Raw genomic sequence first — 23,980 nt, 5'->3', positions numbered from 1 at the left:
GCCCAGTGCCAGTGCTGGTCGTCAGGGCAGGAGCGCGTTGAGTCGGGTGAACAGCTTGCCCGCGCGGAGGGCGGTCGCGGCGTCGATCCGGTCGAACAGGTTCGCCTGTTCCCGCAGCAGGGTCGCGGCGGGCCGGTAGTGGTTGAAGCGGCCCTTGGTGAGGTTGCGCTTCTTGAATACGGCCTCGACCTGCCGGACGATGCGCGGGTCGTTCGGGTTGAGGTCATCGGCCGTGATTGGCTGGGTGATGTCGTTGCGGTAGGCGCGGTTGACCAGCTCCAGGTAGAAGGCGGGTGCGAAGAGATCTTCGATGTCCGCGTCCGCGGTGCCGGTGAACTCGCCGACCTGGACGAGGCCGCTGGCCGTCAGCTGGCCGTTGTCGCGCAGCCGCTGGACGGCGCCGGTGTCCTTGGTGCTGGAGTCGGTCAGTACGGCGACGTGCAGCTTGTTCGCCCCGAGGAGGGTGACGAAGGTGGAGAGCTTGCCGGCGCCGCCGACGGGGGTCTTCACCCAGCGCGGGTCGAGTCCCTCCAAGCCCTGGGCCTCGGCGGCCTCGCTCAAGACGTCGAGGTAGATCAGGTCGCTCGGTCCTTCGAGGAGCAGGGTGTGCTCGCCGACAAAGAGCGTCTGGGTCATCTCGATGCCCATGGCGGTCAGGAGCGGGAACGCGGTGTCCTCGTCGGCGCGGAAGATGTCCTCTGACACCTTCGTGCCGGCCCGGTCGTGATCGATGACGGTGCGGACCCGGTGCAGGCGGCCGGGCGAAACCATGAACGGTGAGTGCGTCGTGTAGAGCACCTGGTGCTTGGGTGCCAGCCGCTCGTCGATGAGCCGCAGGAAGTCCTTCTGGGCGCAGGCGTGCAGTGACAGCCCGGGTTCGTCCAGCAGGATCACCAGGTCGTTGCTGGTGCCCTCCTCGAGCTCGTTGAAGTAGGCCAAGAAGGAGAAGAACCAGACGAACCCGCGTGAGCGCTCGTCGAAGGGGACCGAGGCGCGGTGCCGCCGGTTGTGGACGCGGATCTGCAGGATCGGTCCCTGGTCCAGCGGCGGTGTGGCGCCGCTTTCCGGCGGGAGGATCTCCAGCTTCACTTCCAGCTCGTCGCTCTGCGACCAGTACTCGAACACCTCGTCGGAGATGACATTGCCGGCGTTCTCCAACTCCCGGATCAGCCGCTCGTGCTGTGCGGTCTCCTGGAAGTCCTCCGGCCGGATCCCGGCCATGCTCAGCAGGCTGAGCAGGGCCCGCTCGCCCCGCGTGATCGTGCCCCCGTCGCGGCGGGCGATCAGGTCAGGGATCGAGACCTTGCCGGGCATCGCGTCGTAGTCGTCGAAGTAGACGAACTTCGGTATCTTCGGCGAGATGTACTCGTCGATCACGAAGAGCGCGACATCCTGCCCCCGCCAGCCGCGGATGCGGGAGGCCAGGGCCTGCGCGGCCGCCGGGATCTCCTCCGGCGTGCCGAGCGCGTCCAGGCCCTCCAGAAGAGTCTGGATCTTTGTGGCCTGAGCGATGGCGGGGGCAGTGGCGGAGGGCTGGTCCAGCTTCGTTCGCAGGTGGGCGGTGATGGCCGCTTCGTCGCAGTCGATATCGAACTGCTCGGTGTCGTCCCGGTAGCCCTTGGCGACGGTGAACTCGCGGCTCTTCAGGGCGCCCACCCCCAGGTCGGCCTCGATCGCGGCGAGTTCCGCGTCGTTGAGGCGGAAAGACGCCTCGACGACCGGGATCAGCTGGTCGGCGGGGGCCTGCTTGCGCTGGCGGGTCAACCGGGCGGGGTAGTCAATCACCTCGTCGAACCCGGCGGAGGGCTCCACCGGCCGCATCCGGTAGAGAACCCGCAAGAGGTTCGTTTTGCCGGACTCGTTCTTGCCGACGAGGGCGGTGACATCGGGCTCGACGCGGAATTCCTCGGAATCCTCCACCGAGCGGTAGCTGGAGACGCGGGCACCGGTCAGTTCCATATGGGGCGGTCCTTCCTCGAAGTGCGAGGGGACCGGGGCAGTGTCGAGTAACAGCCCACCGGTGTCGGACGGCCCGCAGGCCGCCCGACTGCCCGTCGGGTAGGGTCCAGATGCCAATCAGGAGTGTCCCCGGGGCCGTCGCCGAGACGGCCCCGGGGCCTTCTCATGTGCTGCTGCTGAGGGTAGCCCTGACCTCTGACACTCCTGTGGCGGTTTTCCCCGCCAGGCCGACATCTGACGAACCTTCCCTCTCCTTGTGGACGGGAGAAGTGCACTGGAGCCAGGCTTCGCTACGACAGAGCTTCTTCGTCGGCAGCGGGTTGCAGCCAGTCGCTGTCGGGCCGAGCCAGTAGCCGGGCGTTGTTGTATGCCATGGCGGTGGTGAGAACTGTGTGGCCACGGTAGAACTCCCCTTGACGAGAGACCACAAGCGCGAGATCCACCACGCTGGCGTCGAGGAGCGACAGCGGGAGTAGGAGCTGAACCGTGTCCTGTGCCGGGTACCAGGTGGGAACTGCTGCCTTGTAGTTACGGCGGACTCGGTCCTCCGCTCCGTCGACGGCTCCCTTCAGCGCCATGCGTGCAAGATGGGGATTTCCCTGGAGTGTTGTGGGAAATCGAGCAAGGTTTCCCTGATCGTCGAGGATATGGTCCACGCTGACAACGAGTTCCCGACGCCAGTCGTAGATGTAGTCCGCCGGGTTGTCGGTATAGGTCACGAAGTCGGGACGTAGGGAGGGCGGGAAGTGGTCCATGAAGTCGCGCTTGCTCTCCAGACGCCAGTCAACGAAGACCCACGGCTGGCTGTCGGGCCGGTCGTTGTGACGGAAGAGCCCGTAGATCGTTTCCTGCCGCGCAGTTGCCAGTCCAGTGTTGAAGGCGGAGTAGGACCCGTCGCTGCTCGTGGAGATCTTGCCCTGCTGGTGTGCGCGCTCGAACGTCCATCGGATGTAATTGCGCAGGATGCGGTTGCCGCTCGCTGAGTCTGCCTCGTGCCCATCCCAGTTCTCAGGCTCCGCTATATCCGCCAAGCGGTCGAAAAGGTCGGGATCGCCGGCGCCCTCGCGAAGACTGGCGCTCGATCGAACCTTCCCCATGTGTGCGTACTCGTAGAGCGCGTTGCCAGACAGTCCAGAGAGACGAGGCGATCGTGCCACGGGCGTCGACGGCGCCGGAGGCGTCGCGCTGTCGAAGTGCTGCTTCAGGCGAGCAAGGTCTGCTGGTGACGCCAAGGGGCGGTTCTCGCTGGCCACAGAAGCTCTCTCAAGGTCGCTGGCCGGAAGTGCCAGACAGTCTTCCTCATATGGCTGCACATCGTCAGGGCTTCATGAGGTGCTGTTGCCGGTGTTCTCGGTGATGATGCGTAGGGGTTAGCGACCGAGGGGCAGTGGGGCATCCGCTGAGGTGGCCCGACCGAAGAGTGTGTAACCCCGCCCAATCCTGATGGGCCGTCGGGTGAGATGGTGCAGGTCGCGGCTGGTCGGATCGGAGGATTCGTCAACTCGTGTGCCGTGCCCACCGGATGGCTGTACGCTCTTGCCATCGCCGCCGCCGAGGGCGGCCTGTTGTGCAGCCGGTGGACACCGCGGTATCCACCGGCAAGACCCGAGTACGCCGCCTGCACGTTACGGGGCGGGTACCCGGATTCCGCCTGCAGGTCACCGAAGCGACGCCGGGTCAGCCCAGCGAAGGACCGCGGTCGTCGCCGAGCGGACACGGGTGCGTTGCGCTCCGATGGCGCTCTGCTCGCGTACGCCGATCACCGGCTGCGAGCCCACCTCGCGCCGGCCCATGCGAATGAGGCCCTGTGAGCACCATCGACATCCCCGACGAGCACGACGACATCGACGGCATCGAGGTCATCGACATCCGCTCCGGCGACCGCTCGACGCCGTTCGAGCACCGCGTCGAGCCGGTCAGCAAGACCACCAAGGCGATCAAGTTCCTCGAGAACCACCCCGACGTCCAGATCTCCCCCGCCGCCGTCCGCCGGATCGCGTTCGGAGCGGTCGAGCCCGGACTCCTCGAAGGCACCCGCCTGGAGCGCCACCGCGTCGAGACGGGCTGGTTGAGTATCATCACCTACCGCGCGTACACGCTGCTGTTGTCTCCCGCGATCGAAAACGACCGGCTCCTCGACGAGGCCCACTATGCGGCCGACCCGGACACCAGCGGCCATCAGCGGGTCCTGTCCATGCCCACCGCGCACGACACCGACGCCGCCCTGGTCTACACCGACGCCATGGACGACCTCCTTGCCGCCATCGACCGGGCGTCCAAGCGCGTGCGGGAGAACAACCCGCAGGAAGTCGGCCGGCGCATCGTTGAGCGGCCCCTGACGGCCGTCCCTGCCACCTTCGTCAACCCCGGACACCACCCCGACGAGGACCTGAACATCGTCGACGGCAACAGTCGCTGGGCGTCCTGCACCGCTGGCATCAAGGTCCCGGCCAGCTCGATCAATCCCACCACCGCCAAGGACCCGGTCCAGCTGCTCCCGTCCCACCTCATGCGGCTTCCCCTTGCCGAGCGGCGGGATCTCGTTCGGGAGATCGTCAAGAACGCCCACCGCGACATCAACGCCTCCACCGGTATGAGCAAGGCCGCCCGTAACAAGCGCGACCAGGCCGCCATGCTCCTCAACGCGATGACCGTCCCGGTCCAGGTCATCGTCGGGTACACCGACGACAACCCGGACATGGGCATGCGGCGCTTTCCCGTCGCAGTCCGCTCGCTGCTGATGCGCATGAACATCGGGGTGAAGCCGTTCGATGTGTCCTCGCAGAACGGCGTCACCGCCGAGGAGATCGTCACCGCCTTGTTCGATGCCGGCGAGCTCGGCGACAACGCCCAGGCCGTGAAGGACGTCCTCCTCGGCCGCGCCGACGTAACCGACTCCATGAAGACCCTCGGCCTCAACCCCACCTTCCGCGACCTGCGGTTCACGTTCGTCGTCCAGCAGCTCACCCGCAAGGAACCCCGGCTGAACGCGATCATGGCTGCCAAGCTTGACAAGCGCCGCCTCTACATCTCTCACCGCAGCGGCCCGACCGTCGAACTCGGCCTGCGCTCCTACTCCAGTCTCCCCAAGGAGACCATGGCGTCCGTGCGCACCGCGCTGGACACCGGCTGCCTGTGGCAGTCCCTCGCCGACTACGAGTGGACCGCCGAGAACATCGACAACGACCAGGCCGTGGACGACCTTCTCGAGCGCGCTGACAACGACGACATCCCCGCTCGGCTGCTCCTCGGCGTGATCGCTATGGTCAACCTCGTCACCAGCGGCAACCTCCTCGCCCCCGGCGGCTCCGCCGAGCAGATCGTCGGCGGCATCAAGGTCATGCGCGCCAATGTCGGCGCGGTCATCAAGACGATCCTCGACACGAGGGAGGGCCGGCAGGTACTCGCCGACGCGATCAAGCGGATCCGGGCCAACCGGCGCCCGCGGTGGTGGGCCGACGGCCACCTCGTCGAGCGCGACGACTGGAAGGGCAGCGACTTCAACGCCCACCTGCGGCTCGCAGCCAACCACGGGTTCAACCCCGAGGGCTACCAGAACGACCCCACCGACACCGAACTCGAGGACAAGGCCCTTACGACCTTCCAGGCGTCCCTCACCACGGCCGCCACCAACCTCGACGATTTGATCGACATGCGCAAGAAGAACGGCACCACCAACGAACTCCCCTGGATCCTCGTCGAGCCGTCCTTCAAGCAGCTCAACTTCATGGGCAAGGCCCTCGCCCGCATCTCCGAGGACGAGCCGCGCTGATGACCAACACCACCTGGGCTGGCGTCGTCGGCATCAACACCGACCGGTACGCCATGCTCGCCCAGCTCGCGGGCCAGTGGCTCGCCGAACCGCAGCCCGAGCCGATCCCCATCGGTGAGGACTCCGGGTACGAAGACAAGGCCATCTACGTCGCCATCAACCGCAACGGCAACGCCTGCTACTGCGGAAAGACCGCCCCCATCCGGGCTCTGAACCGGGGGGCCGCCGCGACCCGGCTCAGCCAGCACATCAACGGCAGCAAGTCGAAGCGGGACGAGTGGGTCGAGTACTGGGTGATCCCGCTGCGTGACGCCACCCCCGGCCACGTCGTGTCCGCCCTGGAGAAGACCGTGGCCGCCCGCCTCGGCATCCCGCTCGTGCACCGGACGCGCATGCCGCGCCAGCGCACCTGACCCTCGGCCGGCCGAAACCACGGCCGGCACTGGAAACACACGTGGGCCCCCGCACTGGGAGGACAGTGCGGGGGCCCATGTACTGCGAGGGGCATAACCGGGCCTCAGGGACTCCGACTGTTCCGACGGCGGTTCCGGCGCTCGACTGGCCAGGACACACCGCGGCCCCGGTGTCACGTACCCAACGCCCTGATCCGACCCTAGGTGAATGGCGCCCTGCTCGGGTGCGGTGCCCCCGTGCGACTTCCTCGACCTGAACGAGACCCGCTCGACTTCGCCGGGACCGGAGACGACAGTCTGCGTGCCAACACGACAGCTAGCGTGACGAGGCACAACGGACCGTGGCTCGATCAGCACACTTTTGCAAGCGGCTTGCTTGCAAAAGTTAGCAATGTGCGACAGCATCGTCCGCATGGCATCACTCAACGTCGGCAACCTCGGCGAGTTCCTGCGTGAGCAGCGGCGCAACGCGCAGCTCACCCTGCGACAGCTCGCGGATGCCGCCGGAGTGTCCAACCCGTACCTCAGCCAGATCGAGCGCGGCCTGCGCCGGCCGAGTGCGGAGATCCTGCAGCAGCTGGCCAAGGCGCTGCGGATCTCCGCCGAGACGCTGTACGTGCAGGCCGGGATCCTCGACGAGCGGGAACGGGAGGAAGCGGAGGTCCGCAGCGTGATCCTCGCCGACCCCTCGATCAACGAGCAGCAGAAGCAGGCGCTGCTCCAGATCTACGAGGCCTTCCGCAAGGAGAACGCGCTCGCCGCCGAGAAGGCGGCCGGGGCGGACGACAACAGCACACCCGACCACGGCAAACCTTCGAGCTGATCCGGGAGATCCCACGCCATGGCCATCACACAGGACATCCGCAAGGCCGCCACCGACACCGTGTACGCCGCCGCCGGCACCGCGGACCTCGCCGCGGAGAAGCTGGGACAGCTGGTCGCCGACGCCCCGGCCCGCATCGAGCAGCTGCGCAGCACCGACCCGAAGGCCCTGGGCGAGCGCGTGACCCAGCAGGCCAAGCAGGTCGGCACTCAGGTGACCACCAAGGTCGCCGGACTCGTCGGGACGATCGACACCGACGCCAAGAAGCTCAAGCAGACCGCCCAGGACCTCGCGCTGCGGGGCGTCGGCCAGGCCGTCTCGGCGGCCGCGCAGGCCGGGGAGACGTTCGAGAAGATGGCCGAGCGCGGCCGCACGGCCGTGAAGGCCTGGCGCGGCGAGGCCGCCGAGGAGATCGCCGAGATCGCGGTCGCCGTCGAGCCCGACAGCGAGCAGGACAAGAGCGACAAGACCACGCAGGCGCAGGCCGCTCCGGCTCCGGCCGCGGGCGCGGACACCGCCGAGTCCAAGGAGACCGAGGCCGAGGCCAAGCCCGCCGCCCGCCGCTCCACCACCACGACCCGCAAGCCCGCCGCCAAGAAGGCCGACGCCAAGAACGGCGACGAGGCGTAAACGACGAGGCGCAAAGACAGGTCGTAAAGACAAGGCATACAAACAAGGCGTGAAGAGGCGGGGCGCAGGAGAGACGACGTAACAACGGCGCGAATGATCCGGGCACGCACGCCGTGCCCGGATCGTTCAGCCGGTACGGTGGCAGAGGACGCTGCGCAGGCACGGACAAGAGGTGAGCGGAAATGCTGGTGGAAGCCTTCGGCGAGGTCCTGTCCTGGATCTCGATCGGCCTGCTCGCCTTCACGATCGTCGCCTTCATCGACGCCGCCGTGCACCGCGAGGACGCCTACCGCGCGGCCGACAAGCAGTCCAAGGGCTTCTGGCTGATCATCCTCGGCCTGGCCGGCGCCGTGAACTTCTTCTTCGGCGTGATGAGCTTCCTGCCGATCCTCGGCCTGATCGCCACGATCGTCTACATGGTCGACGTGCGCCCCGCCCTGCGGCAGGTCTCGGGCCGCGGCGGCCCGCGGCGGCGGCGTGGTTCGAGCTCGGACGGTCCGTACGGGCCGTTCAACGGCGGCCGCTGAGCCGGGAGCCACTCGGCGAGCCGGGAGCCGCTCAACCGCCCGCCCTCACCCCCGGTCGAGCAGGATCACGGCCACGTCGTCGGTCAAGTCGCCGCCGTTGAGGGCTCGGACCTCCGTCAGGGTCGCCTCCAGGAGCTCCTCTCCCCGCAGCCCCTCTCGCCTCCGACGCCTCACCAGCTCGATCAGCCCCTCCTGCCCCAGGCGCCGCGCCCCGGTGCCCACCCGGCCCTCGATCAGGCCGTCGGTGTACATCATCAGGCTCCAGGCGGGACCCAGTTCGACCTGCCGGTGCGGCCAGCGGGCGGACGCGAGCAGGCCCAGCGCCGGGCCGCCGCAGTCCTGCGGCAGCAGGACCGGCGCCCGCCGGGGACGGACGAGCAGGGGCGCGGGGTGTCCGGCCAGGCACAGGGAGGCGGTACGCCCGTCGGGAGCCATGTCCACCGTGCACAGCGTCGCGAAGACCTCGTCGTGCGCCCGCTCGTGCTCAAGTACTTGTTGCAGCGTGGCGAGCAGCTCGTCGCCGCACAGTCCGGCGAGGGTCAGGGCCCGCCACGCGATGCGCAGTTCCACGCCCAGCGCCGCCTCGTCCGGACCGTGCCCGCACACGTCGCCGATCATCGCGTGGACGGTGCCGTCGGGCGTGCGGACGCTGTCGTAGAAGTCGCCGCCGAGCAGGGCGCGGCTGCGGCCGGGGCGGTAGCGGGCCGCGAAGCGCAGTCCGGATCCGGCCAGCAGGGGGTGCGGCAGCAGGCCCCGTTCCAGGCGGGCGTTCTCCTGGGCGCGCAGCCGGCTCTCGGTGAGCTGCCGCTGGGCGAAGTCGGCGCGCTTGCGTTCGACGGCGTAGCGGATGGCACGGTTGAGCACCCGACCGTCGAGTTCGTCGCGGAAGAGGTAGTCCTGGGCACCGACCCGTACGGCTTCCGCCGCCCGTTCGGCGTCGGCCTCGGCGGTGAGGGCGAGGACGGCGTGGTCGGGGGCGAGCCGCAGGACCTGCCGCAGGGTGGCCAGTTCGTCCGGTGGCCGGCCGGGGGTGCGGCCGGCGGGCGGCAGCGCGAGGTCGAGGAGGATGCACTGCACGTCGTCGGTGAGCAACCGTTCCGCCTCGGTGAGGTTGCGGGCGGTACGGATGCGTACGGGCCCCTCGGCCGCACCGTTCATGGCCGTCATGTGCCGCCCGGCGAGGGATCCGCCGGGCTCGTCCTCGATCACGAGCAGCGTGAGCCCGCCGTCGGCGTCGGCGGCCTCGGGGGCGTCGGCGGCAGCGGCGGTGGCTCCGGTGGCCTCACCGGTCGGCGCGGCGGGCGGCCGTCCTGCCGGCCTCGGCACGGGCACGGGCATCACTAGGTCCTTCCTCCCCCAGCAGTCGCTGGAGGCACCCCACCCCCTCAGCACGGTGCCTCGCCGCTTTGCCGGCCCCACGGACGAGTACCGAACGTGACCCTAGCGCCAGAGCCCGGTCGAACGGAATGGTACGCAGCCACCCGCCTCTGTCATATGCCTTGGTCCGTCGGGGAGTTGGCACCCTTCTCCACTCGAACGGAGGAGCGCACACCCGAAGGCGTCACGCCCCTCCCGTGCCCGTCGGCCTCCCGGCCGGGCCCTCATCCCGGCCGTACGACCCCGAGGATCGGCATGGTCCCCGCCCCGGCCAGGGTCACCTGCCGGCCCGGCCGCGGCGCGTGGACGATCATGCCGTCGCCCACGTACATCCCCACGTGGCTGGCGTCGCCGAAGTAGATGATCAGATCGCCCGGGCGCATGTCCTTCAGGTCGACCTTCGGCAGCTGCCGCCACTGCTCCTGCGAGGTGCGCGGAATCGGCCGGCCGCCGGCCGCCCACGCCTTGAGGGTCAGACCCGAGCAGTCGTAGGTGTCGGGCCCCTCGGCGCCCCAGACGTAGTTCTTGCCGATCTGCGCCGTCGCGAAGTCCAGCGCGCGCTTGGCGTCCCCGGTCGCAGCACTGCTTCCCGGTAGGTTCATCAGACCTTTACCGGCGGAAGCCAGCCACTGGGCCTGCGCCTGGCGCGCCCGCTCCTCCTCCAGCTGCCGCAGCCGGTCCCGCTCCTTCTCCTGCAGCTGCGACTCCAGCTTCTTGGCCGCCTCCAGCTGCTCCTCGATCTCCTTCTTGGCGGCTTCCTTCTTCTTCCGCTCGCCGTCGAGCGCCTTGCGGCGCTCCTCCGCCGCCTTGGCGTAGCGGTCGAGCTCGGCCCTCGTGGCCGTCAACCGCTCGATCAGGCCCTTGGTGGCCTGCTCGCCCCTGCGGGCGAGGGCCGCGCCGCTCAGGAAGGTGTGGGGCTCGCCGCTGAGCATCAGCCGGGTGCCGGGGCCGAGCCCGCCGCTGCGGTACTGGGCGCGGGCCAGGGCGCCGGTCTGCGCCCGCAGCCGGTCCAGCCGCTGCTGTGCGTCGGCGACGCGCCGGGTGAGGTCGGCGACCGACTTCTCCTGCAGCCGCAGCTGCTCGCCCGCCGCGTTGTAGGCGTCCGTGGCGGTCTCGGCCTTGCGGTAGAGGGCTTCGACCTCCCTGTGCACCTCTTCGAGGCTGCGGGAGGGGGCGCCCGCCGTGGGTGTGGGCCCGGGGGTCGGCACGGGTGCCGCATAGGTCACGCCGGGCACCGCCAGTACCGCCAGCCCCGCGGCGCAGACGAGCGCGGTGGCCACGGCCACCCGGCCCACGCGTCCCACGGTGCGCCCACCCGTACGTCCGGTGGTACGCCCGTCGGCCGGCCCTGTACGTCCTTGTCCCGCACTTCTTGCGCCCCGGCGCGCGCCGTGCGCGCCGTCCGCACCACCCGTGCCTCGGCCCTCGCCACCATTGCGCCCGCCAGGAGACCCCACCGACACCTCCGCGACTCCGCCCCCGTACCCGACATGCCGTCACGCAAGGTTCGGATGGTGTCATGAGCTGCCAGAAATCAACAGAGGGCTGCGTCACACTGCACGGGAGCCGACTCCCGTCACACCACCGGAAGCAGTCCTTCCGCCGATCCACCACCCTGACGGGTGAGGTTCACCCTCCGTTCACTCTGCTCCATCGACCGCTTCACCTCATCTGCCTAATTTCGCCGATTAGAGGGTGCGGCCCAGACCGTCGCGCCTGCCACCTCTCGCACGCCGCCGTCAAGCGGCGGCTCCCGGAAGGAACATCCGAAAGTGAAGCTTCAGAGCAAGAACCGGCTTCGCACCGTCGCCCTCGGCGCCATCGCCGTCTCCGGCGCCTTGGTGCTCACGGCGTGCGGCTCGGACGACAACAGCGGCGGCAACGGCGGCGGCGCCGGTTCCACCCAGGCCGCCGGCGCCATCAAGTGCGAGGGCAAGGGACAGCTGCTGGCCTCGGGCTCGTCCGCGCAGAAGAACGCCATGGACCTGTGGGTCAAGAACTACATGGCGGCCTGCAAGGACACCCAGATCAACTACAAGCCCACCGGCTCGGGCGCGGGCGTCCAGGAGTTCCTGCAGGGCAAGACCGCCTTCGCCGGCTCCGACTCGCCGCTGAAGCCGGAGGAGGTGGCCAAGTCCAAGGACGTCGTCAAGGGCGGCCAGGGCATCAACCTCCCCATGGTCGGTGGCCCCATCGCGATCGGCTACAACGTCCCGGGCGTGGACAACCTCGTCCTGGACGCCGACACCCTCGCCCAGATCTTCGACTCGAAGATCGAGAAGTGGAACGACCCGGCGATCGCCAAGCTCAACAAGGACGCCAAGCTCCCGGACCTGAAGATCCAGGCCTTCCACCGCTCCGACGAGTCGGGCACCACCGACAACTTCACCAAGTACCTCAAGGCCGCCGCCGAGAAGTCCTGGCCGTACGACCCCGCCAAGGCGTGGAAGGCCAAGGGCGGCCAGTCCGCGGACGGCTCCGCCGGCGTCTCCTCGCAGGTCGCCCAGACCAAGGGCGCCATCTCGTACTTCGAGCTGTCGTACGCCACCGCCAACAACATCAAGACAGTGAAGCTGAACACGGGCGCCGCGGCCCCGGTCGAGGCCACCTCCGACAACGCCTCCAAGGCCATCGCCGAGGCGAAGATCGTCGGTACGGGCACCGACCTCTCCCTGAAGCTGAACTACACCACCAAGGCCGAGGGCGCCTACCCGATCACCCTGGTGACCTACGAGATCGTGGGCGACAAGGGCAACAAGGCCGAGACGCTGCCGGCCACCAAGTCCTTCCTGACCTACATCGCCAGTGAGGACGGCCAGTCGGTCCTCAAGGGCCTCGGCTACGCGCCGCTGCCCGCCGAGATCGCCAAGAAGGTCCGCGAGACCATCGCGACCCTCTCCTGACCCCGGTGCGGTCCTCCGCGCCCCGAGCCGCCCCGGGCCCGTCCCGGGAGCCGGCCGGGAGCCGGGGAGCCGCGCCATCCGGTGCACCGCCGCGCCAGGAGCCGCGCCGCCGCCCGCTCGTCCGTCCGCACGTCCGCGTATCCCACGCCGGCGTCCGGACGGGCCCGTGGCAGCCGGCTCGCAGACCGGAGAACCCCATGGACATATCCCCAGCCACCGCCCCCAGCCCACCCGCCCCCGCCCGGGCGGCCAAGGCCGCCACCCGTCCGGGTGACCGGATCTTCCTGGCCCTGTCCCGGGGCTCCGGGATCCTGCTTCTGGTGATCATGGCCGCCATCGCGGTCTTCCTCACCGTCCGAGCCACCAACGCCCTCTCGCACAACAAGGGCAACTTCTTCACCACCTTCGAGTGGAGCGCCAACGCCACCCCGCCGGTCTTCGGCATCGCCGTCCTGGCCTTCGGCACGGTGGTCAGCTCCCTGATCGCGATGCTCATCGCGGTACCCGTGGCCATCGGCATCGCGCTGTTCATCTCGCACTACGCGCCGCGCCGGCTCGCCGCCCCGCTGTCCTACGTCGTCGACCTGCTCGCCGCCGTGCCGTCGATCGTCTACGGCCTGTGGGGCGCCCTGTTCCTGGTGCCGCACCTGAGCGGGCTGTACGGCTGGCTCGACACGTACCTCGGCTGGACCGGCATCTTCGCGTACCACGACGGCGCCGCCCGCTCGCTGTTCACCATCGGCATCCTGCTGGCGATCATGATCCTGCCGATCGTCACCAGCGTCAGCCGCGAGGTCTTCCGGCAGACGCCGCGGATGAACGAGGAGGCCGCGCTCGCCCTCGGCGCGACGCGCTGGGAGGTCGTGCGGATGGCCGTCCTGCCCTTCGGCCGCTCGGGCGTCATCAGCGCCTCGATGCTCGGCCTCGGCCGGGCGCTCGGCGAGACCATGGCCGTCGCCACCGTCCTCTCCCCCAGCTTCGAGATCGGCAAGAGCCTGCTGGACCCGGGTGGCGGAACGTTCGCGCAGAACATCGCGAGCAGCTTCAAGGAGTCCGGTGAGCTGGGCAAGGACGCCCTCATCGCCTCCGGCCTCGTCCTGTTCGTGCTGACCCTCCTGGTCAACGGCGCGGCCCGGATGATCATCGCGCGGCGCAAGGAGTACACGGCATGAGCGAGGTATTCGTGGACCAGCCCGCCGTCCCCGGCAGCGCCTCCCCGGTCCTGCCCTCCTACCGCCTGCAGCAGCCCCGCCTGCCGCGCTGGGCGCCCGCGGGCCTCGCGGCCGCCTCCGTGGCCGTCGCCTGCGGCGTCGGCGCCGCAGCCGGGCTCGGCAGCCACGTCCAGTGGGGCCTGATCGCCGCGCTGCTCTACATAGCCGGCACGTTCGTCCTCGCGACCGCCGTCGAGGGCGTGCGCCAGGCCAAGGACCGCCTCTTCACCAGCCTGGTGTGGGTCTGCTTCATCGTCGCCGTCGTCCCGCTGGTCTCGCTGATCTGGGAGACGGTCGGTCGCGGCACCAAGGTCCTCGACGGCACCTTCCTGTCCCACTCCATGGCCGGCGTCCTGACCATCCAGCCCGGCGGCGGCGTCTACCACGCCATCATCGGCACCCTGGAGCAGGTCGGCATCGCCACCGCCATCGCGGCCCCCATCGGCCTGCTGACGGCCGTCTACCTGGTGGAGTACGGGCGCGGCCGGCTCGCCAAGGCCGTGACGTTCTTCGTCGACGTCATGACCGGCATCCCCTCGATCGTCGCCGGCCTGTTCGTCCTCAGCTTCTGGATCCTGATGCTGGACAACGGCTACTCCGGCTTCGCCGGGTCGATGGCCCTGGCGATCCTGATGATGCCGGTGGTCGTCCGGTCCACCGAGGAGATGCTCAAGCTCGTCCCGAACGAGCTGCGCGAGGCCTCGCTCGCCCTCGGCGTGCCGAAGTGGCGCACGATCCTCAAGGTCGTCCTGCCCACCGCCATCGGCGGCATCGCCACCGGCCTGATGCTCGCGGTCGCCCGCATCGCCGGTGAGTCCGCCCCGATCGTCCTGCTGGTCTTCGGCTCCCAGCTGATCAACGACAACCCCTTCGAAGGCGCCCAGTCCTCCCTGCCGTACTACATCTACGAGCAGTGGGCGGCCGGCAACGCGGCCAGCTACGACCGCGCGTGGGCGGCGGCCCTCGTCCTCATCGCCTTCGTCATGATCCTCAACCTGGTGGCCCGCGGCATCGCCCGCTGGAAGGCCCCCAAGAGCCGCTGACGCGGTTGATTCCCCGAAAGAAGTAGTGATCCCCATGGCCAAGCGAATCGACGTCAGCGGCCTGACCGCCTACTACGGCACCCACAAGGCCATCGAGGACATCTCGATGACCGTCGAGCCCCGCTCGGTGACGGCCTTCATCGGCCCCTCCGGCTGCGGCAAGTCCACCTTCCTGCGCACCCTCAACCGCATGCACGAGGTCACCCCGGGCGGCCGCGTCGAGGGCAAGGTGATGCTGGACGACGAGAACCTCTACGGCGCCGGCGTGGACCCCGTCTCCGTCCGCCGCACGGTCGGCATGGTCTTCCAGCGGCCCAACCCGTTCCCGACCATGTCCATCTACGAGAACGTCGTCGCCGGCGTGCGCCTGAACGGCGGGCGCCTGCGCAAGGCCGACCTGGACGACGTCGTCGAGAAGTCGCTGCAGGGCGCCAACCTCTGGAAGGAGGTCAAGGACCGCCTGAACAAGCCCGGTGCGGGCCTGTCCGGAGGCCAGCAGCAGCGTCTGTGCATCGCCCGGGCCATCGCCGTCGAGCCGCAGGTGCTCCTGATGGACGAGCCCTGCTCGGCCCTCGACCCGATCTCCACGCTCGCCATCGAGGACCTCATCGGGGAGCTGAAGGAGCGCTTCACGATCGTCATCGTGACCCACAACATGCAGCAGGCGGCCCGCGTCTCCGACCGCACCGCCTTCTTCAACCTGGCGGGCGTGGGCCAGCCGGGCAAGCTCGTCGAGATCGACGACACGGCCCGGATCTTCTCCAACCCCTCCGTCCAGGCCACCGAGGACTACATCTCCGGCCGCTTCGGCTGACACCGACCGCCTTGCGGCGCTGCTCGGCGGTGCCGCCGCAAGGCAAAGGGCCCGGCCCCCTGCTCGTACCAGGGGGCCGGGCCCGTTCGTCGTCACCCGAGCGGGCGGCTACCCGCTCACCCGAAGGCCAGGCGCACCAGCCAGTAGCACAGCGCGGCCACGGCGGCCGCCGCCGGCATGGTGATGAACCAGCCGAGGATGATGTTCTTCGCGACGCCCCAGCGCACGGCGTTGACCCGCTTGGTCGCGCCCACGCCCATGATCGCCGAGGTGATCACGTGCGTCGTGGAGATCGGCGCCTTGAACAGGAACGCCGTGGTGAACATGACCGACGCGCCGGTCGTCTCCGCCGCGAAGCCCTGCGGCGGGTCCAGCTCGATGATCTTCCGGCCGAGGGTGCGCATGATGCGCCAGCCACCGGCGTACGTGCCCAGCGACAGCATGAGGGCACAGGCGATCTTCACCCAGATCGGGATGGCGTCGCCCTTGTTCTGCACGTCGCCGATGACCAGGGCCATCACCACGATGCCCATGGTCTTCTGGGCGTCCTGCAGACCGTGGCCGAGCGCCATGCCGGCGGCGGAGACCGTCTGGGCGATCCGGAAGCCGCGCTTGGCCTTGTGCGGATTGGCCTTCCGGAAGAGCCAGAGGATCACGACCATCACCAGATAGCCGAGGACCATGCCGACCAGGGGCGAGAGGAACATCGGGATGACGATCTTCTCGATCACGCCCGACCAGATGACGGCCGTGCCGCCCGCCAGCGCCGCGCCCACCATGCCGCCGAACAGGGCGTGCGAGGAGGACGAGGGCAGGCCGAAGTACCAGGTGATCAGGTTCCAGGCGATCGCGCCGACCAGCGCGGCGAAGAGGATGCCCATCCCCTTGTCGCCCGTCGGCGTCTCGATCAGCCCTTCACTGACGGTCTTGGCGACGCCGCTGCCGAGGAAGGCACCGGCGAGGTTCATCACCGCCGCCATCGCGAGGGCCGCGCGCGGGGTCAGCGCCCGCGTGGAGACCGACGTCGCGATGGCGTTCGCGGAGTCGTGGAAGCCATTCGTGTACGTGAATCCGAGCGCGACCCCGATGGTCACGACGAGTGCGAACGTGTCCACCGGGGGTCAGGACTCCTTGACCGCGATGGTCTCGACCGTGTTCGCCACGTGCTCGAACGCGTCGGCGGCCTCCTCCAGCACGTCGACGATCTGCTTGAGCTTGAGCACCTCGATGGCGTCGTACTTGCCGTTGAAGAGGTGGGCGAGCAGCTTGCGGTGGATCTGGTCGGCCTGGTTCTCGAGGCGGTTGACCTCGATCCAGTACTCGGTCAGGTTCGTCATCGTCCGCAGGTTCGGCATCGCCTCGGCGGTCAGCTCCGCCGCCCGGGCGAGGACCTCGATCTGCTGCTCGACGCCCTTGGGCAGTTCCTCGATCTGGTAGAGGACGACCAGGTCGACGGCCTCCTCCATGAAGTCCATGATGTCGTCGAGCGAGCCGGCGAGGGCGTAGATGTCCTCACGGTCGAACGGCGTGATGAAGGAGGAGTTCAGCTGGTGGAAGATCGCGTGCGTCGCGTCGTCCCCCGCGTGCTCCGCTGCCCGCATCCGCTCGGCGATCTCGGCCCGGGCGGAGCTGTCCGCTCCGAGCAGTTCCATCAGGAGCTTGGAGCCCGTGACGATGTTGTCCGCAGAGGCGGCGAACATGTCGTAGAAGCTCGTCTCCCTGGGGGTCAGACGAAAACGCACGTGGGATCCTCGGGGTGCAGCGGATTCGGTCTCGTTGATGCTAGGCGCATCATCCAGCCACAGCTAACTGGCATTCCCTCAGTGTCGCCCATCGGGCAGAGTGCTCGGCAAAGCGGTGCGGGCTTCGAAGGGCCTTTTTCGGTACGATATACCCGGCTGGGGTATGCCGTACGGGTACGGCCGACGGGTCCGCGGCAGGTCCGGCCGGGCCCGGAAAGCCGCTGATGACCAGCACGGACGCACCGGCAGGACGACGGAGGACGCCATGACGACCACGGACCCCGCAGTGACCAGCGCCACTGGCGCCGCCTCCTGCCACGGCGAGGACCTCCCGCAGGTCGGCACGGCCGTGCCCGGGCCGCACGGTTACAGCAAGCAGAAGGACCAGCACCTCAAGCGACTGCGCAGGATCGAGGGCCAGATCCGCGGCCTGCAGCGCATGGTCGAGGAGGACGTCTACTGCATCGACATACTCACCCAGGTGTCGGCGGGCACGAAGGCCCTGCAGTCCTTCGCCCTGCAGCTCCTGGAGGAGCACCTGCGTCACTGCGTCGCCCAGGCCGCGCGCGAGGGCGGGGCGGAGGCCGACGCCAAGGTCGCCGAGGCCACCGCCGCCATCGCCCGTCTGCTGCGGACCTGAGCGCGAGGCGCGCGCCGGGCACCCCCGGGCCGATGTCATCGGCCGGGCCTCACTCGCCCCCGTCCGCATCGGGCGCCGACTCCCGCGCGCGCTGCGGCACCACCCTCAGCACCTCGTCGATGCGATCGGTGCTGAGGCGCTCCTCCGCCGCGCTGGACGCGGCGATCATCAAATCCCCGTAGAGATCGATCTCGACGAGGGCCACGGGATCCGGCCCACCGGACGAACCGCGCCGCGGAACCACGTGATTCACCTCCTCGCGACGGCCTTCAGGTCACTGCTCCAGCGTAGTGATCGGTACAGACTCCGCGCATGGCACAGAAGGACCATTTCCATGGCCAACTACGCCCGCGCGCGCTATTTCTGCGGCGAAGCGACGGTGCCCGCATAGATTTCCCCGGCCGCGGGAAGGTCGATGTCCGGCCGGAGGCCGAAGGCGAACAGCTCCACCGAGGACACCACCGTCATGGGCTCCCCGCCACCGGCCGGGCCCGCCGCCGAGCGCTCGCCGAACCGGTAGCGCAGCAGCCGCGGCCGCCCTCGGTCGTCCAGATAGGCGTCGAACGCCACCGTCCCCGTGGAGAACCCTTTCGCCGCAGCGGCCAGCGCCGCCCGGTCCCGCGCAGGCGCGGACCGCGCCGCCCGGGAGAGGTCCACCGTGCCCCAATAGTGCGCCACACGCGCCCCGTGGAGCCGCTCCTGCCCCGCGTACGCCACCTCGCGCGCCCCTCCCAGCAGCTCCGCCGCCGCCAGGGGGTCGGTCGCCCCGCTCGTCAGCAGATCGCCGTCGGCCAGGGAGCCCGTCTCCAGGCGCACCCACTTGCCGTCCGGCACCCCGGCGCCGCGGTTCTTCATGTACAGCGCGCCCGGCGTGAAGACCTCCGTGATCGGCCGGTGCTCGGACGACCCGGCCGCACCCTCGGGCAGCACCACCGTCAGCCGGCCCACCGGCCGGATGAAGTCGTAGGCGCCCCGGCCCCGGATCGTCAGCCGCGTGCCGCCGCTGACCGTCTCCATGGACGTCCGCACCCTTGCCCCGCCCGCACCGGCCAGCGTCCACGGGACATGCCGCACCACCGCCAGCGCACGGGCGGGGTCGACCACCGCGGGACCGGCCAGCTGCGCCTGGCGCACCTCGCCCGCCGCACCGCCCCGGGCGGGCCTGCCGTCCTGCCCCTCGGCCTCGGACTCCTGCTCCCCGCAGCCGGACACGGCCAGCATGCCGAGGACGAGACCGCCCGCCACCGTGGTGGCGAGGGTCGCGCCTCTGCGTCTGTGCCACTGCACCGCCATGGCCGTAAGCCCCCTGCCGCACGCTGGTGGAACCCGCACTCTCAACGACGCGTCCCGGCCCGCCGTCACGGCCCGGTAGCGTGGTGGCGTGTCAGATCCCGTTGCCACGCAGTCCTGCGCACACCAGACGACGACCACCGAGCGCGGCTCCTTCTGTACGGCCCGCTGCTCGTGCGGCTGGTACGGCCCTGCCCGCAGGGCCCGCTCCCTGGCCCGCGAGGACGCCGAGAGGCACCTGGCCTCGTCGACCGGGTGAAAACTCTCAGGCCGCCAGGTCCCGGTCGTGCCGCAGCGGCTGCCGCCCGGACAGCGCCGCGTCCGCCGGGCCCGCCGGCGCGGGCGCCACGGGCCCCGACGGCTTCGACGGCTCCGGCGCGTCGGTCGATCGTACGAGCCAGGCGGCGCGCGTCCCCGAGATCCTCCGCGTCAGCGGGGTGAGCAGCATCATGGCCAGCGGGGCGAGCAGCAGGGCGACGGCGGTGCCCAGGGCGAAGCCGCCGATGACGTCGGTGGGGTAGTGAACGCCCAGGTAGACGCGGCTGAAGCCTTCGAGCAGCGCGAGGCCGATGCCGATGGCCCCGTACTTGCGATTGGCCACGAACAGGCCCACACCCAGCGCCATGGTGAGCGTGGCGTGGTCGCTGACGAAGGAGAAGTCCGTCTTGCCCTGGACGAGGACGTCCAGGCCCTGGTGCTCGAGGAAGGGTCTGGGCCGGCGCACGAAACCGCGGATGGGAATGTTGATCAGCAGCGCGATGCCGGCCGCCAGCGGGGACCACAGCAGGGCCGCCGTCCCACAGGACGCGTCCTCCTTCCGGCGGACGTTCCACCAGGCGAACAACATCAGCACGGCGAACCCGAGGATGATGCCGTACTCGCCGACGAACTCCATGACCCGGTCCGCCCAGTGCGGGGCGCCCTTCGCCATGCCGTTGATGTCGTAGAGCAGGCCGACGTCGGGATTGCTCTCTCCCCCGGCCACCGGCATGGAGTCTCCCGCCGCGAGTCCAGCCATCGCCCCGGCCCCTATCTGTCGCCTGTCACTACGCCCAGCTGCCGACCCCCGTGGTTCGTGCGCCGCAGCTCGCGGCGCTGCTTACCCACTTCCATGGAACGCCCGACTCCGTCGGACCGTTCCAGTCTCCACCCAATGATCACCTGGCTGTTATCGAAGGGTGACCCATCACCCCAGCTCAGGCCCGGGCTTCACACCCCGTCACCTCATGCGGGCCGCCTCGACCCGGTACCCACGGGCAGCGCCCTGGCACCGTCCGCCGTGACCCGCGTCGCCCCGATGTAGTCCGGCTGCGCATCGATCTTCTCGAACCGGATCACGGCCCCCGTGCGCGGTGCGTGGATCATGTACCCGCCTCCCACGTACAGCCCCACGTGGTGGATGCTGCGCGGGTCCTTCAGGTCGTGCGCAAAGAAGACGAGATCACCCGGCAGCAGCTCGTCCCGCTTCGGATGCGGCCCGGCGTTCCACTGGTCGTTCGCGACCCGCGGCAGCTCGATACCGACGGAGGCATACGCGGCCTTGGTCAACCCCGAACAGTCGAACCGCCCCCCGTCCTCCTTCGTCCCGTCCCCACCCCACAGATACGGCGTGCCCAGCTTCTCCTGCGCGTAATAAATAGCCCCGGCCGCCTGCTGCGAGGGCGCCACCCTGCCGACGGGACGCGCGAAGCTCTTCTCCAGACTGCGGATGGACTTCACGTAGTCCCGTGTCTCGCTGTAGGCCGGAATGCCGCTGGCCTGGATAACGCTGTACGGACCCGCGTTGTACGCGGCGAGCATGTTGTCCGTGATGTCACCGGACACACCCTTCACGTCCCGTGCGAGCTTGCAGTCGTACGACGCGGCGGACGGGATGGCGTCGCGTGGGTCCCAGACGTCGCGCCTGCCGTCCCCGTTACCGTCGATGCCTTCGGTGGCCCAGGTCCCTGGGATGAATTGCGCTATGCCCTGCGCCGACGCCGGGCTCAGTGCAGCGGGATCCCAGTTGCTCTCCGTGTAGAGCTGCGCTGCCAGGACGGCCGGGTTGAGTGCGGGACAGAGGTTGCCCCACTTTGCGACGAGGTCCTGGTACTGCGCCGGAACAGAGCCCTGGGCCAGCCCCACCATGCCCCTCCCCGCACCGCCGCCCAAGCCGCTCCCGGCAGCCACGTACACCCCGACCACCAGCAGGCCGACGATGCCCAGAAACGCCGCAACGCCGGCACCGACCCCCACCCAGAGCCTTCGCACCCGTCAACCCTCCCCCAAGGCAGGCCCCTCGCACTGCCGTTTCCGGAATGTCGCATGAGGTCGTACGAGCCCGAATGAGCTCATCCGCCACGGTACTTGGAGCTACTTGCCGACGAAACCATCACACATGACGCTGCGGTACTCCTTCGGGCCCTTGACGTGGTAGAAGATCACGGTCCAGTTGCCCGGGTCGTTGTCGATCGGGATGGCCGGCGAGTAGACCTTGCCGTCGACGTATGACTTGAAATCGTCGGGATACGTCAGCTTCACGAAGTCCGATCCCCAGCCCTTCGTGGGAAAGATGTCCACCGGCTTGCTCGTGTAGCCAACGCTCAGGTTGGGCTGCATGAGATTCGGGTAGGGCTTACCGGTCTCCCGGTTGATGTCGTGCGGCGGCTTGACGGCAACCGATACGTAGTACGGCGGCTTGCCCAGGATCTTCTCGTCGCCGTACTTGAATCGGAACTGGATCTCGACCTTGCCCGACATCTCCTGGACGGAGGTGTGGGCAGGGTCGGCGATCGAGAACTGGAACTGCTGTCCGCCGCGTTCCTCGGACGGCAGCCCACACGACCCCCCACCCCCGAACTTGTCGTCCTTACTGGGAGACCAGAACTCGCGGTTGAGGTCAGTGTCCTCGATGTACGCAGGAGCAGCCGCCGGGCCGCTGGAGGAGCCGCCCCGGGAGGATGGTGTGGCAGCGGCCGGCTTCGCAGCCTGTTGTTCGGCCGAGCCACCCGCCTTGCCATCGAGCAACTGGGCGGTCACGCCGGCCCCGGCACCGACTGCGACGACAGCTGCGCCGACCATCAGCCACGTCCTGCTTCGCGGACGCCTCTGGGACGCCGGAGCGGCCGCATGGGGCACGACGGTGGGAACGTACGTGGGAACGGGAGGTGCGGCAGGTACCGGCGAGGCCACCGCGCCCACCAGGGCCTGGTACTCCGGGTCCTCGACCAGCGCGGACGTCACACCACAGCGAGCGATCACCTCACTGAGGGCCGGGCGCTCCCCCGGGTCACGGGCCACGCACGCCCGGATCAGCTCGGCGAGCGCCGGCTCCACATGGTCCACGTCGACCTCGCCGTGCACCACCCGGTACAGGACGGACTCCAAAGTGCCCTGCCCGTACGGGGGCCGACCGGTCGCCGCCGTAGCCATCGTCGCACCGAGGGCGAAAACGTCGGAAGCAGTGCTGACGTCGTCGCGGGTCAGGGTCTCGGGCGCACCGTAGCCGGGCGTGCCCGGCATCGCACCCGTCCTGGTGAGAGCGGTGTGTTCCGCACCGCGCGCGATACCGAAATCGATGAGCTTGGGCCCGACACCGGACAGGATGACGTTCTGCGGCTTCAGGTCGCGGTGCAGCACGCCGTAGGCATGCACGCTGGCAAGAGCCTCGGCGAGAGCGGCGAAGAGGCGGAAGCAGGTCCCGGCCGCCAGGGGACCGCCGCGTCGGCGGATCGCCTCCATGAGGGTAGGCCCGGGCACGTACTCGGTAGCGAGCCAGTACGGCGGCGCGGCCAGCGACGCGTCGATGATGTTGGCGGTGTACGCACTGCGCACGGCCCGCACCGTCTCGACCTCGCGCCGGAAGCGCGCCAGCGCCTCCGGCGACTCCGCGAAGTCCTCCCGGATCACCTTGAGAGCCACCTGCCGCCCCCCGGGCGACCGCCCCAAATACACCTGCCCCATCCCGCCGGCCCCGAGGCGGGCGAGAACGGTGTGCGTGCCGATGCTGGTGGGGTCCTGAGGTCGTAGCGCTTCCACGAGACGAGACTGTGCCACATCTCGCCATGTCCCTGATCACCTGTCAGTCCCGGTTGCCGCACCCGGCTGTTGAAGCGTCACCGTAGGTACGAATACTCATGAAACCGACCGCTTGTGTGCGGTACATCTGTTCCCCAGGGGGCGGCTCAGCCGTATCAGAAACCACACGTCGACAAGGGGGGTGGGCACCAGTATGTCCAGCTGGGATATCAAGCCCGCGGCCGTGCAGGGTGTCATCCAGAGGACCGTCGCGGTCGTCGAGAAGTTGGAGCCGGCGTCCAAGTCGCTCAACAGCCTCGCGGACTCCGCCGGCGTGCATGCCGGCACCCTGCTCGGCCCGTGCGACGCCAGGGAGGGCATCGTCGGGATGGCCCTCAAGGCCTACCGCAACAGCGCCATGCAGGAGCTGAAGGCGATCGCGGACCGGGCACAGACATCAATGCAGGGGGCGGTCGACGCGACGATCGAGTACGTGCGCGGCGACCTGGAGATGGCAGCGAATCTGCAGCACGCCGCCGTCACCACCACCGATCCGGAGAAGTTCACGGCCTACGCGAAGGAGAAGATGAAGGACGCCGCGCCGTGATCGACCCGATATTCATACCCCACTTCACAGGCGACATCGGTGCGCTGGAGAAGGACGTCACCGGGCTCGCCAAGGTCGCATCGGACGTCCGCAGGTCCGGGGCGGACACGCACTCCACCTTCCAGGGGCTGTCCGGCTGCTACGAGGCTCCGGAGGCGGAGCAGCTGTTCCATACGACGATCCCTGTGCGGGACAAGGCTGCCCACTTCGCCGAGGGGCTGGAGAAGGTGAAG

The 23,980-nt window shown here is 69.2% G+C and carries 23 protein-coding genes; 12 read left to right on the top strand and 11 right to left on the bottom strand.

Features of this window, described 5'->3' with window-relative positions:
- Positions 1–21: 21 nt before the first annotated feature.
- Both AB0K17_RS20685 and AB0K17_RS20680 read right to left on the bottom strand, forming a co-directional pair.
- Complete coding sequence (locus AB0K17_RS20685) at positions 22–1,959, bottom strand: AAA family ATPase (RefSeq protein ID WP_365983783.1); 1,938 nt, start codon at positions 1,957–1,959, stop codon at positions 22–24.
- A 290-nt stretch (positions 1,960–2,249) separates the two neighbouring features.
- Positions 2,250–3,212 carry a DUF3825 domain-containing protein gene (locus AB0K17_RS20680; RefSeq protein WP_365983782.1) on the bottom strand — a complete coding sequence of 321 codons (963 nt, stop codon included), beginning with the start codon at positions 3,210–3,212 and terminating at the stop codon, positions 2,250–2,252.
- 554 nt (positions 3,213–3,766) lie between these two features.
- On the opposite strand from AB0K17_RS20680, the gene AB0K17_RS20675 reads away from it, so the two are divergent.
- The 5 genes from AB0K17_RS20675 to AB0K17_RS20655 all read left to right on the top strand — a co-directional run bounded on the left by AB0K17_RS20675 (position 3,767) and on the right by AB0K17_RS20655 (position 8,124).
- Positions 3,767–5,731 carry a hypothetical protein gene (locus tag AB0K17_RS20675; RefSeq protein ID WP_365983781.1) on the top strand — a complete coding sequence of 655 codons (1,965 nt, stop codon included), beginning with the start codon at positions 3,767–3,769 and terminating at the stop codon, positions 5,729–5,731.
- Positions 5,731–6,144, top strand: a complete 414-nt coding sequence (locus AB0K17_RS20670; RefSeq protein ID WP_365983780.1) for a hypothetical protein — start codon at positions 5,731–5,733, stop codon at positions 6,142–6,144. Before AB0K17_RS20675 ends, AB0K17_RS20670 begins: the two co-directional genes overlap by 1 nt.
- 412 nt (positions 6,145–6,556) lie before the next feature.
- Complete coding sequence (locus tag AB0K17_RS20665) at positions 6,557–6,967, top strand: helix-turn-helix transcriptional regulator (protein ID WP_365967308.1); 411 nt, start codon at positions 6,557–6,559, stop codon at positions 6,965–6,967.
- 18 nt (positions 6,968–6,985) lie between these two features.
- Positions 6,986–7,597 carry a hypothetical protein gene (locus tag AB0K17_RS20660; RefSeq protein ID WP_365967307.1) on the top strand — a complete coding sequence of 204 codons (612 nt, stop codon included), beginning with the start codon at positions 6,986–6,988 and terminating at the stop codon, positions 7,595–7,597.
- 182 nt (positions 7,598–7,779) lie between these two features.
- Positions 7,780–8,124: a DUF2516 family protein gene (locus tag AB0K17_RS20655; protein WP_365967306.1), complete on the top strand. Its 345-nt coding sequence runs from the start codon at positions 7,780–7,782 to the stop codon at positions 8,122–8,124.
- A 45-nt stretch (positions 8,125–8,169) separates the two neighbouring features.
- On the opposite strand, the gene AB0K17_RS20650 is transcribed toward AB0K17_RS20655, so the two are convergent.
- Both AB0K17_RS20650 and AB0K17_RS20645 read right to left on the bottom strand, forming a co-directional pair.
- Positions 8,170–9,462 carry a SpoIIE family protein phosphatase gene (locus tag AB0K17_RS20650; RefSeq protein ID WP_365983779.1) on the bottom strand — a complete coding sequence of 431 codons (1,293 nt, stop codon included), beginning with the start codon at positions 9,460–9,462 and terminating at the stop codon, positions 8,170–8,172.
- A 263-nt stretch (positions 9,463–9,725) separates the two neighbouring features.
- A complete protein-coding gene (locus AB0K17_RS20645; protein ID WP_365983778.1) occupies positions 9,726–10,805 on the bottom strand; it encodes an NlpC/P60 family protein in 1,080 nt (359 codons plus the stop codon).
- Between the two features lie 468 nt (positions 10,806–11,273).
- On the opposite strand from AB0K17_RS20645, the gene pstS reads away from it, so the two are divergent.
- The 4 genes from pstS to pstB all read left to right on the top strand — a co-directional run bounded on the left by pstS (position 11,274) and on the right by pstB (position 15,472).
- Positions 11,274–12,404, top strand: coding sequence for a phosphate ABC transporter substrate-binding protein PstS (pstS, locus tag AB0K17_RS20640; RefSeq protein WP_365967303.1), 1,131 nt, complete (start codon positions 11,274–11,276; stop codon positions 12,402–12,404).
- Positions 12,405–12,601: 197 nt separating this feature from the next.
- Positions 12,602–13,576 (top strand): phosphate ABC transporter permease subunit PstC, encoded by a 975-nt coding sequence (gene pstC / locus AB0K17_RS20635; protein ID WP_365967302.1) that lies wholly within the window; start codon positions 12,602–12,604, stop codon positions 13,574–13,576.
- The gene (gene pstA / locus AB0K17_RS20630) at positions 13,573–14,658 is read left to right on the top strand and encodes a phosphate ABC transporter permease PstA (protein WP_365983777.1); all 1,086 of its coding nucleotides are present in this window, start codon (positions 13,573–13,575) and stop codon (positions 14,656–14,658) included. Before pstC ends, pstA begins: the two co-directional genes overlap by 4 nt.
- Positions 14,659–14,692: 34 nt before the next feature.
- The gene (pstB, locus tag AB0K17_RS20625) at positions 14,693–15,472 is read left to right on the top strand and encodes a phosphate ABC transporter ATP-binding protein PstB (RefSeq protein WP_365967300.1); all 780 of its coding nucleotides are present in this window, start codon (positions 14,693–14,695) and stop codon (positions 15,470–15,472) included.
- 116 nt (positions 15,473–15,588) lie between these two features.
- Here pstB and AB0K17_RS20620 read toward each other — a convergent pair whose 3' ends face one another.
- Together AB0K17_RS20620 and AB0K17_RS20615 are read right to left on the bottom strand one after the other, a co-directional pair.
- Complete coding sequence (locus AB0K17_RS20620; RefSeq protein WP_365967299.1) at positions 15,589–16,587, bottom strand: inorganic phosphate transporter; 999 nt, start codon at positions 16,585–16,587, stop codon at positions 15,589–15,591.
- Positions 16,588–16,593: 6 nt separating this feature from the next.
- On the bottom strand, positions 16,594–17,214 hold the full coding sequence (locus AB0K17_RS20615; protein WP_344432471.1) for a DUF47 family protein: 621 nt from the start codon (positions 17,212–17,214) through the stop codon (positions 16,594–16,596).
- 265 nt (positions 17,215–17,479) lie between these two features.
- Between AB0K17_RS20615 and AB0K17_RS20610 the strand changes: the two genes are divergently transcribed.
- Positions 17,480–17,854: a metal-sensitive transcriptional regulator gene (locus AB0K17_RS20610; protein ID WP_365983776.1), complete on the top strand. Its 375-nt coding sequence runs from the start codon at positions 17,480–17,482 to the stop codon at positions 17,852–17,854.
- A gap of 49 nt (positions 17,855–17,903) precedes the next feature.
- Here AB0K17_RS20610 and AB0K17_RS20605 read toward each other — a convergent pair whose 3' ends face one another.
- Both AB0K17_RS20605 and AB0K17_RS20600 read right to left on the bottom strand, forming a co-directional pair.
- Complete coding sequence (locus tag AB0K17_RS20605; RefSeq protein ID WP_365967297.1) at positions 17,904–18,098, bottom strand: hypothetical protein; 195 nt, start codon at positions 18,096–18,098, stop codon at positions 17,904–17,906.
- Between the two features lie 113 nt (positions 18,099–18,211).
- Positions 18,212–19,147 carry a hypothetical protein gene (locus tag AB0K17_RS20600; protein WP_365983775.1) on the bottom strand — a complete coding sequence of 312 codons (936 nt, stop codon included), beginning with the start codon at positions 19,145–19,147 and terminating at the stop codon, positions 18,212–18,214.
- Between the two features lie 88 nt (positions 19,148–19,235).
- Here AB0K17_RS20600 and AB0K17_RS20595 point away from each other — a divergent pair, with 88 nt between their 5' ends.
- Positions 19,236–19,403 (top strand): hypothetical protein, encoded by a 168-nt coding sequence (locus AB0K17_RS20595; RefSeq protein ID WP_365967295.1) that lies wholly within the window; start codon positions 19,236–19,238, stop codon positions 19,401–19,403.
- 6 nt (positions 19,404–19,409) lie between these two features.
- Here the strand turns inward: AB0K17_RS20595 and AB0K17_RS20590 are convergent, their stop codons facing one another.
- The 3 genes from AB0K17_RS20590 to AB0K17_RS20580 form a co-directional block, all read right to left on the bottom strand.
- Complete coding sequence (locus AB0K17_RS20590) at positions 19,410–20,162, bottom strand: phosphatase PAP2 family protein (protein WP_365983774.1); 753 nt, start codon at positions 20,160–20,162, stop codon at positions 19,410–19,412.
- Between the two features lie 206 nt (positions 20,163–20,368).
- On the bottom strand, positions 20,369–21,394 hold the full coding sequence (locus AB0K17_RS20585; RefSeq protein ID WP_365983772.1) for a bifunctional lytic transglycosylase/C40 family peptidase: 1,026 nt from the start codon (positions 21,392–21,394) through the stop codon (positions 20,369–20,371).
- Positions 21,395–21,496: 102 nt separating this feature from the next.
- A complete protein-coding gene (locus AB0K17_RS20580) occupies positions 21,497–23,161 on the bottom strand; it encodes a serine/threonine-protein kinase (protein ID WP_365983771.1) in 1,665 nt (554 codons plus the stop codon).
- Between the two features lie 193 nt (positions 23,162–23,354).
- On the opposite strand from AB0K17_RS20580, the gene AB0K17_RS20575 reads away from it, so the two are divergent.
- Complete coding sequence (locus AB0K17_RS20575; protein ID WP_365967291.1) at positions 23,355–23,747, top strand: DUF6507 family protein; 393 nt, start codon at positions 23,355–23,357, stop codon at positions 23,745–23,747.
- The last annotated feature ends 233 nt before the right edge of the window (positions 23,748–23,980 follow it).

Origin of the sequence: Streptomyces sp. NPDC049585, assembly GCF_040675615.1 — a bacterium.
Taxonomy (GTDB): domain Bacteria; phylum Actinomycetota; class Actinomycetes; order Streptomycetales; family Streptomycetaceae; genus Streptomyces; species Streptomyces luteosporeus.
The sequence above is the reverse complement of the archived record's forward strand: the minus strand, read 5'-3'. Positions and strand labels throughout refer to the sequence as shown.